This is a genomic window from Planctobacterium sp. R6, assembly GCF_055755215.1.
Genome location: NZ_JBVTQY010000004.1, coordinates 147663 through 160458 on the forward strand (window position 1 = coordinate 147663; position 12796 = coordinate 160458).

Annotated in this window: 13 protein-coding genes; 8 read left to right on the forward strand and 5 right to left on the reverse strand. The window is 47.6% G+C overall.

What is annotated here, in order from left to right; all coding sequences use genetic code 11:
* Positions 1-110 precede the first annotated feature (110 nt).
* From AC0J20_RS04535 to AC0J20_RS04550, 4 genes are read left to right on the forward strand one after another with little or no spacing between them, the layout of a single operon-like run.
* Positions 111-1148 (forward strand): XdhC family protein, encoded by a 1038-nt coding sequence (locus AC0J20_RS04535; protein ID WP_473020784.1) that lies wholly within the window; start codon positions 111-113, stop codon positions 1146-1148.
* 30 nt (positions 1149-1178) lie between these two features.
* A complete protein-coding gene (locus AC0J20_RS04540; RefSeq protein ID WP_473020785.1) occupies positions 1179-1673 on the forward strand; it encodes a (2Fe-2S)-binding protein in 495 nt (164 codons plus the stop codon).
* A 3-nt stretch (positions 1674-1676) separates the two neighbouring features.
* Positions 1677-3959, forward strand: coding sequence for a xanthine dehydrogenase family protein molybdopterin-binding subunit (locus AC0J20_RS04545; RefSeq protein WP_473020786.1), 2283 nt, complete (start codon positions 1677-1679; stop codon positions 3957-3959).
* 11 nt (positions 3960-3970) lie between these two features.
* Positions 3971-4660: a hypothetical protein gene (locus AC0J20_RS04550; RefSeq protein ID WP_473020787.1), complete on the forward strand. Its 690-nt coding sequence runs from the start codon at positions 3971-3973 to the stop codon at positions 4658-4660.
* Between the two features lie 112 nt (positions 4661-4772).
* Here AC0J20_RS04550 and AC0J20_RS04555 read toward each other — a convergent pair whose 3' ends face one another.
* Complete coding sequence (locus AC0J20_RS04555; protein ID WP_473020788.1) at positions 4773-5921, reverse strand: iron-containing alcohol dehydrogenase; 1149 nt, start codon at positions 5919-5921, stop codon at positions 4773-4775.
* Between the two features lie 86 nt (positions 5922-6007).
* Between AC0J20_RS04555 and AC0J20_RS04560 the strand changes: the two genes are divergently transcribed.
* Complete coding sequence (locus AC0J20_RS04560; protein ID WP_473020789.1) at positions 6008-6943, forward strand: AraC family transcriptional regulator; 936 nt, start codon at positions 6008-6010, stop codon at positions 6941-6943.
* Positions 6944-7031: 88 nt separating this feature from the next.
* On the forward strand, positions 7032-7469 hold the full coding sequence (locus tag AC0J20_RS04565) for a hypothetical protein (RefSeq protein ID WP_473020790.1): 438 nt from the start codon (positions 7032-7034) through the stop codon (positions 7467-7469).
* 43 nt (positions 7470-7512) lie between these two features.
* Here the strand turns inward: AC0J20_RS04565 and AC0J20_RS04570 are convergent, their stop codons facing one another.
* Positions 7513-8706, reverse strand: coding sequence for an MFS transporter (locus AC0J20_RS04570; protein ID WP_473020791.1), 1194 nt, complete (start codon positions 8704-8706; stop codon positions 7513-7515).
* Positions 8707-8823: 117 nt separating this feature from the next.
* Between AC0J20_RS04570 and AC0J20_RS04575 the strand changes: the two genes are divergently transcribed.
* The gene (locus tag AC0J20_RS04575) at positions 8824-9711 is read left to right on the forward strand and encodes a LysR substrate-binding domain-containing protein (RefSeq protein ID WP_473020792.1); all 888 of its coding nucleotides are present in this window, start codon (positions 8824-8826) and stop codon (positions 9709-9711) included.
* A gap of 9 nt (positions 9712-9720) precedes the next feature.
* On the opposite strand, the gene AC0J20_RS04580 is transcribed toward AC0J20_RS04575, so the two are convergent.
* Entirely contained in the window at positions 9721-10671 is a 951-nt protein-coding gene (locus AC0J20_RS04580; RefSeq protein WP_473020793.1) for a GlxA family transcriptional regulator, read from the reverse strand.
* Positions 10672-10799: 128 nt separating this feature from the next.
* Between AC0J20_RS04580 and AC0J20_RS04585 the strand changes: the two genes are divergently transcribed.
* The gene (locus AC0J20_RS04585; RefSeq protein WP_473020794.1) at positions 10800-11324 is read left to right on the forward strand and encodes a cysteine hydrolase family protein; all 525 of its coding nucleotides are present in this window, start codon (positions 10800-10802) and stop codon (positions 11322-11324) included.
* Between the two features lie 61 nt (positions 11325-11385).
* Here the strand turns inward: AC0J20_RS04585 and AC0J20_RS04590 are convergent, their stop codons facing one another.
* Both AC0J20_RS04590 and AC0J20_RS04595 read right to left on the reverse strand, forming a co-directional pair.
* Complete coding sequence (locus AC0J20_RS04590) at positions 11386-11919, reverse strand: peroxiredoxin family protein (RefSeq protein WP_473020795.1); 534 nt, start codon at positions 11917-11919, stop codon at positions 11386-11388.
* A gap of 100 nt (positions 11920-12019) precedes the next feature.
* Positions 12020-12790 carry a 2OG-Fe(II) oxygenase family protein gene (locus AC0J20_RS04595; protein WP_473020796.1) on the reverse strand — a complete coding sequence of 257 codons (771 nt, stop codon included), beginning with the start codon at positions 12788-12790 and terminating at the stop codon, positions 12020-12022.
* Between the last annotated feature and the right edge of the window lie 6 nt (positions 12791-12796).

Consider the following 12796-nt stretch of genomic DNA (forward strand, 5'->3'; position numbering starts at 1 on the left):
ACCAGTTATTTCCCTGAGGGGTTACAAAAAAGTAACCGGTTATTTTTTATACCGCCACAGCTAATCTCAGATCTAATTCGAATGGCACTACACTTTAGCAAGAGGGGCAAATGAAAACCGTACATTCATTGCAGCAAATGCTGGCGAGCTGGGTGCCGGAAAAAGACAACGCCGACTGGGTATTGGGCGTTATCTACAAAACTGAGGGCTCATGCTACCGCAAATCGGGTGCCATGATGCTATTTAGCTCTGATGGTCATCAGTTGGGTATTTTAAGTGGTGGTTGCCTGGAATCCGACGTGCGCCGCAATGCCAGAAAAGTGATGCAGAGTCAGAAAAGTATAGATCTTCGCTATGATGACAGCGACGAAGATGACGCGGCATTTCAACTGGGCGTTGGCTGTGGTGGAGTGGTCTATCTACGTCTCCTGCCCATCAACAAAGACAACAATTATGCCGGCTTAACCCAAACCCATAAAGCTCTTCAACATGGTCAAAGTGTGCATTGGCAGCTGCAATTCGATAGAGCAGCTGAAGAGGTTAATGTGCGAATTGCAGAACATTCACTGGGCTCTTCAAAAGGCAACGGTTTGGTAGCAGAGGACCAGCAACAATGGCTACAAGTGTTTATTAAGCCTGAGCCTCATTTGCTGGTTGTTGGTGGCGGCACAGATGCCATTCCCATGACATTGTTTGCAGCGCAGTTAGGGTGGCGGGTGACACTGTGGGATCCGCGCCCCAGCCAGGCCAGAGCAGAACACTTTCCACATGTTTCTCAACGATTACAACTTACCTCTGCTGCAATGCTGTCTAACTTTGTTCGTGAGCAGCAGGTCAATGGGGCCATATTGATGTCTCATCATAAAAGCATTGATAGTGACGCATTACAGGCCATACACGATGCTCCTTTGGACTACATTGCCATGTTGGGGCCAAAACATCGCAAGCAAGAAGTGATGCAATTAGCTGGCGTACAAGAACATCAAATAAAGGCCCTTTTTAGTGGACCAGCGGGATTAAATCTGGGTGGAGAATTACCCGAAAGTATCGCGCTGTCTATTGTCGCCGAATGTCATGCCGTGTTGCACCAGCAACGGGGCAACATGCTCAGTCTGAATCTCGAAGATACCAAGGGATATGCAGCCTGACACACTAACTTTCCACCAGAGGAATAACCAATGCAGGAATTTACTTTAAACGGGAAACCGGTGCGCTCCGAAGTGAGCGATGATACACCGTTATTATGGGTGATCAGGGACGAATTTGGCCTCAAAGGCACCAAGTTTGGTTGTGGTGTCGCCATGTGTGGTGCCTGTACCGTTCACATTGACGGTCAGGCAATTCGCTCCTGTTCTTATCCGGTCTCCATGGTTAAAGGCAAAGCCATTACCACCATTGAGGGATTAAACAACGAACACCCATTGCAACAGGCCTGGATAGATGAGCAAGTGCCACAATGTGGCTACTGTCAATCCGGTCAGATTATGCAGGCCGCAACACTGTTGGAACGCAACAGCAATCCCAGCGATCAGGATATTGTTAACCACATGAGCGCTAACTATTGCCGTTGTATGGCTTACTCCCGCATTAAAAAAGCCATTAAAACCGCTGCTGATCGTCAACAAAGCGCAGTACAGCATTTTGACCCAAAGTCTGAGCTTGTCGGAGAATAAGTCATGAAAAACCCGTTAAGGAAAAAAGATACCATTAACCTGACTCGACGCAACTTTCTGATCGGCAGTGTCAATGCCAGTCTGATGATGGCATTTACGCCGGGTCTGGTTTCCACCGGTTTATCCGCCGCAGAATCCCTAGAGCAAAAAGTCTTCTCCCCCACTGTCTGGTTTGAAATTAATGACCGTGGTGAGGTATTAATTAATATCGCTAAGGCGGAAATGGGCCAGCACATTGGCAGTGCCCTGGCCAGAATTGTGGCTGATGAACTGGAATGCGACTGGCAAAAAGTTTCCATTCACCACGTAGACACAGATCCTAAATGGGGTTACATGGTAACCGGAGGCTCCTGGTCAGTATTCCATTCATTTAAGCCTTTATCTCAGGCTGGTGCTGCTGGGCGTATCGCACTCATCGAGGCTGGAGCAGCTATATTGGGTGTCACTCCAGAGCAATGTCAGGAAAAAAATGGCATGGTCAGCGCGGGTAATCGCAGCGTGAGTTATGGGCAAATCGTCAAAGAAGGTCAATTTAATCGTACCTTTAGTGCTGATGAAATTGCTGCATTGCCAATAAAAACCGCCAGCAAACGCCATCTTGTTGGCACCACCTATCAGGCCCTGGATATTCCCCCTAAAACCAATGGCAGTGCGGTGTATGGTATCGATGTAGAAGTGCCAGGTATGGTGTTCGCCCGTCCAGTACTTCCACCTACCCGATACGGTAGCAAAGTCACTAAGGTAGATGACTCTGCGGCGAAAAAACTGAAGGGCTATCAGGGATATCAGGTACTCACTGATCCAAGCGATACTTGTCAGGGTTGGGTCACTGTTCTTGCAGACGATTATTACACCGCTATAAAAGCCGGCGATGCCATAAAAGTATCCTACCAAGCCGGTGAAACTGCCTGGGTATCAGAAGAAGATATTCAAAAAGAGGGGGAACGGCTGTGCCGCGACCGCAATCAGGGTGCTTTTCTGGTGGATGATGGGGACGTCAGTGCAGCACAGGCGGAGGCAAAAAATACTATAGAGGCTTTATACACCACAGCAACCGCCAATCATTTCCAATTGGAGCCTCTCAATGCTGTCGCTGAATACAAAGAAGGTAAGTGGCATGTTCACACAGGCAATCAGTGGCAATCTCTAACTTTGCCCACGCTTGCCAAAGCCGCTCAGGTGACAGAAGACAAGGTTATTATGCATCAGTATTATCTGGGCGGTGGCTTTGGTCGCCGTCTTTATGGTGACTGGATTGTACCCGCCATATTGACCTCCAAGGCCATTAATAAACCCGTGAAGTTGATCTTCACCCGACCTGACGACACCTTGTTTGATCAAAGCCGCTCAGCGTCGACGTCTTTGTTACACGCATCTTTTAATAACAATGGCGAATTTACCGGTCTTGAGCACGCTTTTTCCGCCGGATGGCCAACTAAATCAATGGCGCCAGGGTTTATGGCCGATGGGGTACATAAAAAAGGCAAAATTGATATGTTTTCAGCATCTGGAGCTGACCACTGGTATAGCATGGAAAATCACAGGGCCCGTGCCATCAATAACCAATTGGCTCAAAAGACCTTTTTACCAGGCTGGTTACGCGCTGTAGGCCAGGGTTGGGTTGTCTGGGGACTGGAATCCTTCATTGACGAAATCGCTCACCAGGCAGGTAAAGATCCTGTGCAATTCCGACTGGATATGCTGGACGGGCAAGGCAAGCAAGCCGGCAATGCTCCGGAGAGTGTGGGCGGCGCGAAACGCTTACACAATGTGCTGAGCCGTCTCAGAGACAAGGTAAAATCTGTTCCTATCGGCACGGACGAAGGTATTGGTTTCTCTATTTCAGCCGGTCAGGAACGCACTATGCCAGCCTGGATTGCGACTGCCGCTCATGTTCATGTCAATCGTAAAAGCGGCAAGATTACCTTGAAGAAGCTGTACGCTGTGGCAGACGCGGGCATCATTATTCATCCCGACGGTGCAATGGCGCAAATGGAAGGTTCATTACTGTGGGGCACCAGTTTAGCGTTACATGAACATAACCGTTACCAAAATGGCCAACTTAAATCCCGCAATTTTCACAGCTACCTGCCCCTGCGCATGAACGATTTACCAGACATGGATATTGAGCTGGTAGACAGCGACGAATTCCCGGTTGGCCTGGGCGAGCCCGGCGTTATCGGTGTAGGCCCAGCTATCGGAAACGCGGTTTACCAGGCTGTGGGAATTCGCCTGCGCGATTTACCCATGCTTCCAGAGCACGTAAAACAACAGTTGAACGCCTGATGGAGAAGAGCATGAAAAAACTAAAAATCAGTTTCAATCGCTGGCTCTTAGCTGCCGCACTGCTGACTTCGCCATTGGCATCTTTGGCTGACCAATACAGTGAATTTAAAAAATCACCGGATGCCGATAAGGCATTCAAATATCTGCATCAGGTGGCCACCCACCCGCGTTGTGCCAATTGTCATGGTGTTGTGGACAATGGTATCCATCATCCCACTGTGGGTGATGAGCGCCGCCCGCATCCCATGAACATCACCAGTCTGAATAACCTGAAAATGGGGTTCAAAGACGGTGAATTTGTTCAGCTGGGGGAAGCCAATGCAATAAATTGTCGTGGCTGCCACCAAAACGACAATGGCAAGGAGCCGGGTATGCCACCGGGAGCTGCAAATGATTTGATGCCGGGGTTTGTCTGGCACATGCCACCGCCGACGATGGCAATTGAACCAGGTCTGTCCGCACAGGAGCTGTGTAATAACTGGCTAGATCCGGCGAAAAACTCTTTTCTGGCATTTCGCGGAAGTCGCCACCAGATGGATATTTTCAAAAAAGAATTTGAACATCATGTTAAAGATGATCCTCTGGTGAGATGGGCCTGGCAACCTGGCCCCGAAAGAACACCTGCTCCGGGCACCCATGAGGATTTTGTCAAGGCGATGAAAATCTGGATAAAAGCCGGGGCGCCCTGCCCCAGTGCTTAACAGCGCAGGCTCTTAATAATATCAAAACTAAAGGCCAGCAATGCTAATTACTGGCCTTTGCTTTTTCATGGGCATTGCGCCGGATATGCGGCTCTTTGCCCAGATATGTTAGTTAAGCGATAGCTTTTTCCAAAATCTCACGCGCGATATCCGGGGTGATATTTTGGTTTTCTGATAAAGCCGTCATATTGTGTTTTTGTAACTGCTCAAGCACCGCCTCTATCGCGGCATTCTTATCATCACCGTGTTCCGTCAACTGCGTTGCAACTCCCAGAGAATGATAAAAAGCTTCAATTGCATCGATAGTCTCATTGGCCAGATCATCACTACTTTGCAAGCCAAACACATTACGCCCCATTTGCTCCAGTTTTTCGCGTTTAAATTCAATCTGATTACGCAGTAACGAAGGCTGTACTATTGCCAAAGAACGCGCATGATCAACGTGCCAAAGTGCAGTTAGTTCATGGCCTATCATATGCGTGGCCCAATCTTGAGAGACGCCGCTACCAATTAAACCGTTGAGGGCCTGATTGGCCGCCCACATCAGGTTACTGCGCCAAAGGTCAGAATCTCGCTGCTCAAACTGTTCGCCTAATTGCTTCAAGGTTTTCAACAATCCTTCAGCGTAAGCATCCTGCACCAGCGCTCCTTCAGCTTTAGTGATGTATTGTTCACAAACATGCACCCAGGCATCTACAATACCGTTTGCCAGTTGCCTTTCCGGCAGGGTTTTCATTACATCCGGATCCATCACAGCAAATCTGGGTTGCACGCAGGCCGCGGAAAAGGGCAGTTTTTCACCGGTTTCTGCTTTGGTGATTACCGAATTAGTATTTGATTCAGAACCGGTTGCAGGAATCGTTAAGATTACCCCTAATGGTATGGCCTGTTGCGGTTTGTATGTATTGGTTAAAATGTCCCAACCATCTCCCTCATACAAAGCTGATGCAGCCACATATTTAGCACCATCGATAACTGAGCCTCCACCGACAGCCAGGATAAAGTCGACTTCTTGCGCTTTAACCAGTGAAACCGCTTTATCCAGCGTTTCTTTGGTTGGGTTGGCTTCCACACCAGAGAATTCTATCCAATCGGTGTTAGCCAGGGCTTCAGTAACCTGTTGATAAACCCCATTGCGCTTAATGGAGCCTCCCCCATATATCACCATGACTTTGCGATAATCGCTAACGGCCTGGTCAATGCTCTGAATCTGACCTTGTCCAAAATGGATCTCTGTGGGGTTGTGAAAAGTAAACTTCATTAATAACTCCGCTTGCTAACAAATGACAATGATATGCATAATAGTCTCAGCAAGACAGAGATAACAGACCAAAACATTTAAAAAACATGCCTATTTCTACTAAAAACGACATTTCCACAAAGGCTCACAGCCTTCAACCTCTGATGCAGCGTTATGTCGAATACAAAAACCTGCATTCGCTGGAAGGGATAGTCTCTACCGCCATAGCCGAAGTGCGATTTTTTCGACGAAGCACTGGCTATCCCCGCCAGCCTATGACCCACGAATCCGGTATCATTATCATGGGACAGGGTTATAAGCATCTCTATGCTCAGGGTCAGGTGCTTAAATACGGCGATGGCGATAGCCTGATAATAGGTGCGCCACTACCGCTGGATTGTGAAGCCATAAATGCACCCGGTGCACCTTTACTTGGTATCACCATCAACGTCAGTACAGTTACTTTACAAAAACTGGCTACAAAACTAAGACAGCACCCACAACGTCCCCCATTAGATAAGTCACAAGAGCCAATGTTGTTGCGTAGCAGCAAAATGACAACGGACATGCTTGATGCCACGATTAGGTTGCTAAAGGCTATAAATGACGATTTAGAAGCGGAACTATTTGGTGATAGCTTAGTGGAAGAAATCATTTATAGGGCATTGCTAAGTCCTGCGGGTTTACCATTGATGTCGCTTGCTGACCAGGAAGGCCGCTATGCCAGAATCGCCCGAATTCTGGAAAGTATTCATAAAAACTACGCCGAGCCACTAAACGTTGACGAGCTGGCTTCCAATGCCAACATGAGTGTCTCAACCTTTCACACCACCTTTAAAAAAGTTACTCGGGAGTCCCCCATTCAATACATTAAAAAGCTGCGTCTCAACAAAGCACGAGAATTGATATGTTTCGAGGGAAAGCGGGTCAATGACGCTGCACACAGAGTGGGATATGCCAGTACTTCCCAGTTCAGTCGGGAATTTAAGCGGTACTTTAATGAATCTCCCAAAGAAGCCGCGCAAACAACGGCTACAATTTGAGATATAGACTATATTTAGGAAGTTAATTAAATTTCGACATTTGCAGCGAGATTTTTAAGCTATTCAGAAGAAGTTATTTTGAGAATTAATGATGAAAATCTTTGCTAACCCAAAAGCGGCTGTAAAAAGTAGATATGGTCAATACCAGATTGCGGTTTTGAACAATATCATTGCTGTTTTCGCGGAAGGCGTTGCCAGCAAAGAATCCATTGAACGTTACGTACAAGATATATCCGAAATCGTTTTAAATATGGAGCAAAAGCCATGGGCCTTTTTGGGTTTTCTTCACGGCACGGCTTTGCTCACCAAAGACGCTGAAAAAGATCTACATAAATCCGTATTATGGCGAGTCAGCCGTGGCATGACGACCAGCGCCCTGGTAACGCAAAACACCACTATTGAAGCCATGGTTAAAGCCCAGTTCGAAAGAGTGTACGAAAATGCTCAGGTTAAACTCGGTATTTTCAGCACGGAAAAAGGCGCCATAGACTGGCTCGCAGAGCAAGGGTTCGTGGCAGATATATAACCCTGGTTTTGGGATAAATATCTGCCAGATTTAAATAACTGGATTAATTATCCCACTTTGGTGAGAAATCCGGATTTGTCTGGCGCCTGTCTAAGGCACCTGAATAGCGAGTAACCAGTAAGGCACTCACCGCGATAGCAGCACCAATCCAGGCGGTATCACGCAAAGACATACTATCCACAATCAGGCCGCCACTGACCGAACCCACGGCGATACCGATATTAAAAGCAGCAATATTAAGACCAGACGCCACATCCACTGCTTTAGGCGTATAGCGCTCAGCTAACTGCACCACATACACTTGCAATCCGGGCACATTACCAAAGGCAAACGCCCCCCAAATCAGTACCGTGATAACCGCAGCAAACTTAAACGACATGGTAAAACTGAATACAAATAGTACCAGGGCCAGGCCGGTAAAGATCAGGCTCAGGGCTTTTATGGGACCGTGTTTGTCTGCCAATTTACCGCCCCAGATATTGCCCACAGCAACTGACAAACCATACACCAGCATGATCCCGGCGACTGCCGAAGAGGCAAATCCGGCCTCCTGTTCAAGAATGGGGGCTAAAAAAGTGAATGCGGTAAACGTACCACCGTATCCAAGTATCGTCATGGCATAAACAATCAACAGCCTCGGTTCAAGCAACACCTGTAACTGCTCTTTGATGCTGGCACTGGCAGATTGCTTAAGATTGGCAGGTACTAACAAGGCGCTACCAATCAGCGCGATTAACCCCAACGCTGATACAGTTAAAAAAGTGGTTCGCCAACCAAATCCCTGTCCAATCCAGGTGCCCAACGGCACACCTGTGACTAACGCCACGGTCAGTCCGGTAAACATAATAGCTATGGCACTGGCTTCTTTCTCTTTGGGCACCAGGCTGGTCGCAATAGTAGAGCCAATGGAAAAGAAAACGCCATGAGCCAATCCGGTTAAGATCCGGGCAATTATCAGCGTGTTATAACCTGGCGCTTGCCAGGCAAACAGATTCCCCACCACAAACAAAGCCATCAGCGACAGCAAAACATGTTTGCGATTCCATTTACCGGTAAGCGCAGTTAGCACCGGCGCACCAACTGCAACCCCCATGGCATACAGGCTCACCAATAAACCGGCAGAGGGCAAGGAAACCCCAAGGTCCGTGGCAATCGTCGGCACAAGACCGACAATCACAAACTCCGTGGTTCCGATAGCAAAGGCGCTGAGCGTCAGTGCAAAAAGAGCTAAAGGCATAAATACTTCCTCATAAACAACGTTAATTTTTAATGAGGCGTATTTTGCAGCTCATGACTATTGCAAAAAACACCAACAATGACAAAATATTTTTGTCAATTTTGCAAAGGTTTAAACATGCCGGTTAAATCCAAAACAGAAGATTTGGAAGCATTTATCGCTGTAGTAGACAGCGGTAGCTTTTCTCACGCTGCAGACTTGCTGGACTTGCAGGTGGCGAAAGTATCCCGGGCGATTTCCAGACTGGAAAAGGTGCTCAACTGTACCTTGTTAAATCGCACCACCCGACGGCTCGAACTCACCGAAGAAGGCAATGTATTTTTAGAACATATCCGTAGTGGTCTGAATGCCATTGAAAGTGGAGAAGAAGCTATCAAGCTGCTTAAGGGAACACCTTCGGGCCGGTTGCGAATTGATGCCGCCAGCCCTTTTGTCCTGCATCAAATTACCCCACTGGTGCGTGACTTTAATCAGACTTACCCCAAGGTGGTTTTAGACATCACCTCAAACGATGACATAATCGATTTACTGGAACGCAAAACCGATGTGGCCATTCGTATCGGCGAACTGGAGGATTCCAACCTGCATGCTCGTCTATTAGGTAGCAGTAGCCTACATTTGGTTGCCAGCCCGGAGTATCTGACAACAAATGGCAGTTTAACCGGGCTCAATGATTTAACTCGCCATCAACTTATCGGTTTTTCTCGTGTGCCCAAACTCAATAAATGGCCGCTGAGTGAAGTGCTGGATTTGGAGTTTCACATGTTTGCCAGTAGTGGTGAAACCGTGAGACAACTGTGTCTGGCGGGACTGGGAATAAGTTTATTGTCTAATTTTATGTGTCGCAGTGATATACAAAAAGGAAATCTGGTAGAGGTATTGCCCGGAAGTGTGGTGTCTCCCAACCGGCGGGAAAGTGTCAATGCCGTGTATTACCGAAACAGTGCTGTATCTTCACGCATACAGGCATTTCTGGATTTTATTCAGCCCAGATTGTCACTGTAGCAACATGACCTAACTTCGAAACGCTTTGCGCCATTCTCCGGGCGTCACCCCAAAGCGCTGACGAAAATGATTGCGCAAACTCAGGGCGGTGGCAAAACCACTGCGTTCGCTTACGTCTTCTATAGATAAATTACTGCTTTCCAATAAAGACTGCGCATATCGCAATCGCTCCCCGAGCAACCAGTCGCCAAAAGACACTCCGGTTAGTGCCCGAAAATGCCGGGTGAAGGTACGCCGACTCATGTTCATTGTTTCAGCCAGCAGATCAATCTGATAGGAGCTTGCCAGATCTTTGCGAATATCATCCAATAGAATTGCCAGCTTTTCATCACGCACCGCCTGAGGCACAGGTAACTGAATAAATTGTGCCTGGCCCCCCTGTCGCTGGGGTGCAGTGACCAACAGCCGCGCTACACGATTAGCAACTTCAGCGCCCAAACGCTGACGTAATACATATAAACAACAATCAATGGCCGCGGCTGTGCCCGCCGACGTGAGTATATTATCCTGCTGATGATATAACTGATCTACTACTGTACTCACCTGCGAAAAGCGTTGCTGAAAATCCTCTACATAAGCCCAGTGTGTCGTTGCCTGTTTTCCATCCAGCAAGCCGGCGTATCCCAGGGCATATGCCCCAATGCACAAGCCAATCACCAGCGCTCCACGAGCATAGGCTTTACACAGCGCTGACTGCAATTCATTGGAAGGTTTTGTATCTGCCTCTGGCCAGCTGGGCACCACCAAAATATCCCCTTGCGCAAACCGCGCTAAGTCGCCTTTCGCCTGAATGGCAAAACCTGACACACTGTCTATCTGGTCAGCTTCCTCGCTGCACACCTCAACAGCGAACTCATCAATACCCGCAGCTTTTGCGGCATCGCCAAATACCATACAAGGCACCGACAGGTGAAAAGCACTGATATTCTCAAAAGCCAAAATCGTCACCAATGTCGTCATAAATAACCTCGTTACACAGTATGACCCAATAGTAACCAAACATGACCTATGGGTCACTATCTGCAAAAGCCTTAGTCGCCCACAATCCCCTATCCCTTCACCAATCATTTAAAACAGGAGATTTTCTTATGACTGATACCGCATTGCTGCTTATCGATTTACAACAGGACTATTTTGAACAAGGGGCTTTTCCATTGTGGCAAGCCAGCGAAACCAAAAACAAACTGGTAGAAATTATTGCTGAGGCTAAAGCAAAGGGAATTTTACCTGTGCACATTCAACATATAGCTGACCCCGCCCAGGGAGTAGCCCCGTTTTTCAACGAAAATACGCCTGGCGCAGAAATCCACCCGGATATCCTGGCTGCGGCTCCGGATGCACCGATTGTCATTAAATCTTATGCGGATAGTTTTGAGCAAACCCGACTGGAGCAGGTTCTGACAGAGAATGGCATTAAAAAACTGCTGATTGCAGGAATGATGACGCAAAATTGTGTAACCCACACCGCCATTTCTAAGGCTGCGGAAAAATATCAGGTTTCAGTGTTTACCGACGCCTGTACAACGGTCAGTGAAATGTTGCATTTGATCGCACTGCACGCTTTATCCCCCCGTATTACACTGCTGGATTCAGCAACCGAACTGCAGCCCTGATGACCTTTCACTAATTCAATATCCCCGGCCTTAACCGGGGATATTGCTGAAGTGATGCGTTTTAGTAAGCTAATGTACCCCGAATAGGATAGTGGTTGTTTGGATCACGTATCCAGGCCAAACCATTAGCCAACGCTCCCAGCTCCGGACGTACAAATGGATTGTTGGAAATATCCACTACATGCAAGTTGCCTTGCTCGTTAACCACAAACAAGCCTGGTTCAGCAAAATTATGATCGGTTTCCTGCTCGGAGCGCGGTACTGAGATATATACACCCAGTTGCTTCATGCTATCTTCGCTCAATCCGTAAGCAATAGGAAAATTAATATCAACCTGTTGCAACTGCGCTTCCAATTGCGCTTTTGAATCGGCAGACACAGCAATGATATCAACACCCGCATCAGCAAAGGCTTGTTGATATCCCGCTAATTGATTCAGATAGCGAGTACACAGTGGACAATGGCGCCCGCGGTATACAAACACCGCCTGCCAGCTATAACCTTCGCGTGGCTTGCCTAAAGTCACTTCTGAACCCTCCAAGGCCGTGGCAGTAATGTGTGGAAAGCTATCTCCGGCATTAAGTTTTAAAGACATATCAAATTACTCCTGTGAATTAATTAAAATTTTAAACATGTTCAGTGTTGTGCTAATGAGCATAAAAAACAACCAGTGTTATTTTGGTAACTACCCGGATTTACAGCTCAAATAATAAATCCGTGCGAATGATGTACTTGACCCCTTCAGTGATGGCCAACGAGCTATGCAAACAGTGCAATTCGTGACGACCGTGAGGGAACAACAGCACACCACCAGCGGGGGTTCTGACATCCACTTCGGCGGTTTTGTCGCCTCGGCGGTTTGGTTTTCCGGGATTATCTGCATTCACTAAGAAGCGTGTTTCTCCACCGCGGAATTCATCAGTAAGCAAAATTAAAAAGGTCATTTTGCTGTAGCGATCCGGGTAGCCATTGTGCTGTAGTTTGCCATCGACGATCCTGGAGCCTGGCCAGTCACCATCAATGTGAAATTTAAAGTAATCCCCTTGTTGATAGCGATAAAAGCGAAATCTGGCATTGATGCCCAATGGCTGCTTGTTTTCAAAAATTTTCAAGTTTTGCGCCACCCAAGGGGCTACCCGCTGCCAGATTAAGCGCTCAGTGACTTCATCCACAATTAAGGTCACATTGTCGTTGTGACGCACTTCTCGGGGTAGCGACACAGCTGCATCTTTCAGGTATCCAAGCGATTCTGATTGCTGAATAAGGCGAGCACATTCAGCTTCAGTAAAAACATTCAGTAACTGATAGGCACCTGGTACCTCTTTAACTTCGCGTCGCACCACCTGCTCTGCATTCAATTGCTCATCCAAATCAAAAACGTTGTCTCGTGCAGATGCCCAGGTTGGAATGGACGGGTTTTGTGCACCTGACTCTCGGGCGACGACATAAAAATCATCTTGTTGCATAATTCC

Coding starts and splice junctions, on each gene's coding strand:
- AC0J20_RS04535 (WP_473020784.1), top strand. CDS start 111: ATGAAAACCGTACATTCATTGCAGCAAATGCTGGCGAGCTGGGTGCCG.
- AC0J20_RS04540 (WP_473020785.1), top strand. CDS start 1,179: ATGCAGGAATTTACTTTAAACGGGAAACCGGTGCGCTCCGAAGTGAGC.
- AC0J20_RS04545 (WP_473020786.1), top strand. CDS start 1,677: ATGAAAAACCCGTTAAGGAAAAAAGATACCATTAACCTGACTCGACGC.
- AC0J20_RS04550 (WP_473020787.1), top strand. CDS start 3,971: ATGAAAAAACTAAAAATCAGTTTCAATCGCTGGCTCTTAGCTGCCGCA.
- AC0J20_RS04555 (WP_473020788.1), bottom strand. CDS start 5,921: ATGAAGTTTACTTTTCACAACCCCACAGAGATCCATTTTGGACAAGGT.
- AC0J20_RS04560 (WP_473020789.1), top strand. CDS start 6,008: ATGCCTATTTCTACTAAAAACGACATTTCCACAAAGGCTCACAGCCTT.
- AC0J20_RS04565 (WP_473020790.1), top strand. CDS start 7,032: ATGATGAAAATCTTTGCTAACCCAAAAGCGGCTGTAAAAAGTAGATAT.
- AC0J20_RS04570 (WP_473020791.1), bottom strand. CDS start 8,706: ATGCCTTTAGCTCTTTTTGCACTGACGCTCAGCGCCTTTGCTATCGGA.
- AC0J20_RS04575 (WP_473020792.1), top strand. CDS start 8,824: ATGCCGGTTAAATCCAAAACAGAAGATTTGGAAGCATTTATCGCTGTA.
- AC0J20_RS04580 (WP_473020793.1), bottom strand. CDS start 10,671: ATGACGACATTGGTGACGATTTTGGCTTTTGAGAATATCAGTGCTTTT.
- AC0J20_RS04585 (WP_473020794.1), top strand. CDS start 10,800: ATGACTGATACCGCATTGCTGCTTATCGATTTACAACAGGACTATTTT.
- AC0J20_RS04590 (WP_473020795.1), bottom strand. CDS start 11,919: ATGTCTTTAAAACTTAATGCCGGAGATAGCTTTCCACACATTACTGCC.
- AC0J20_RS04595 (WP_473020796.1), bottom strand. CDS start 12,790: ATGCAACAAGATGATTTTTATGTCGTCGCCCGAGAGTCAGGTGCACAA.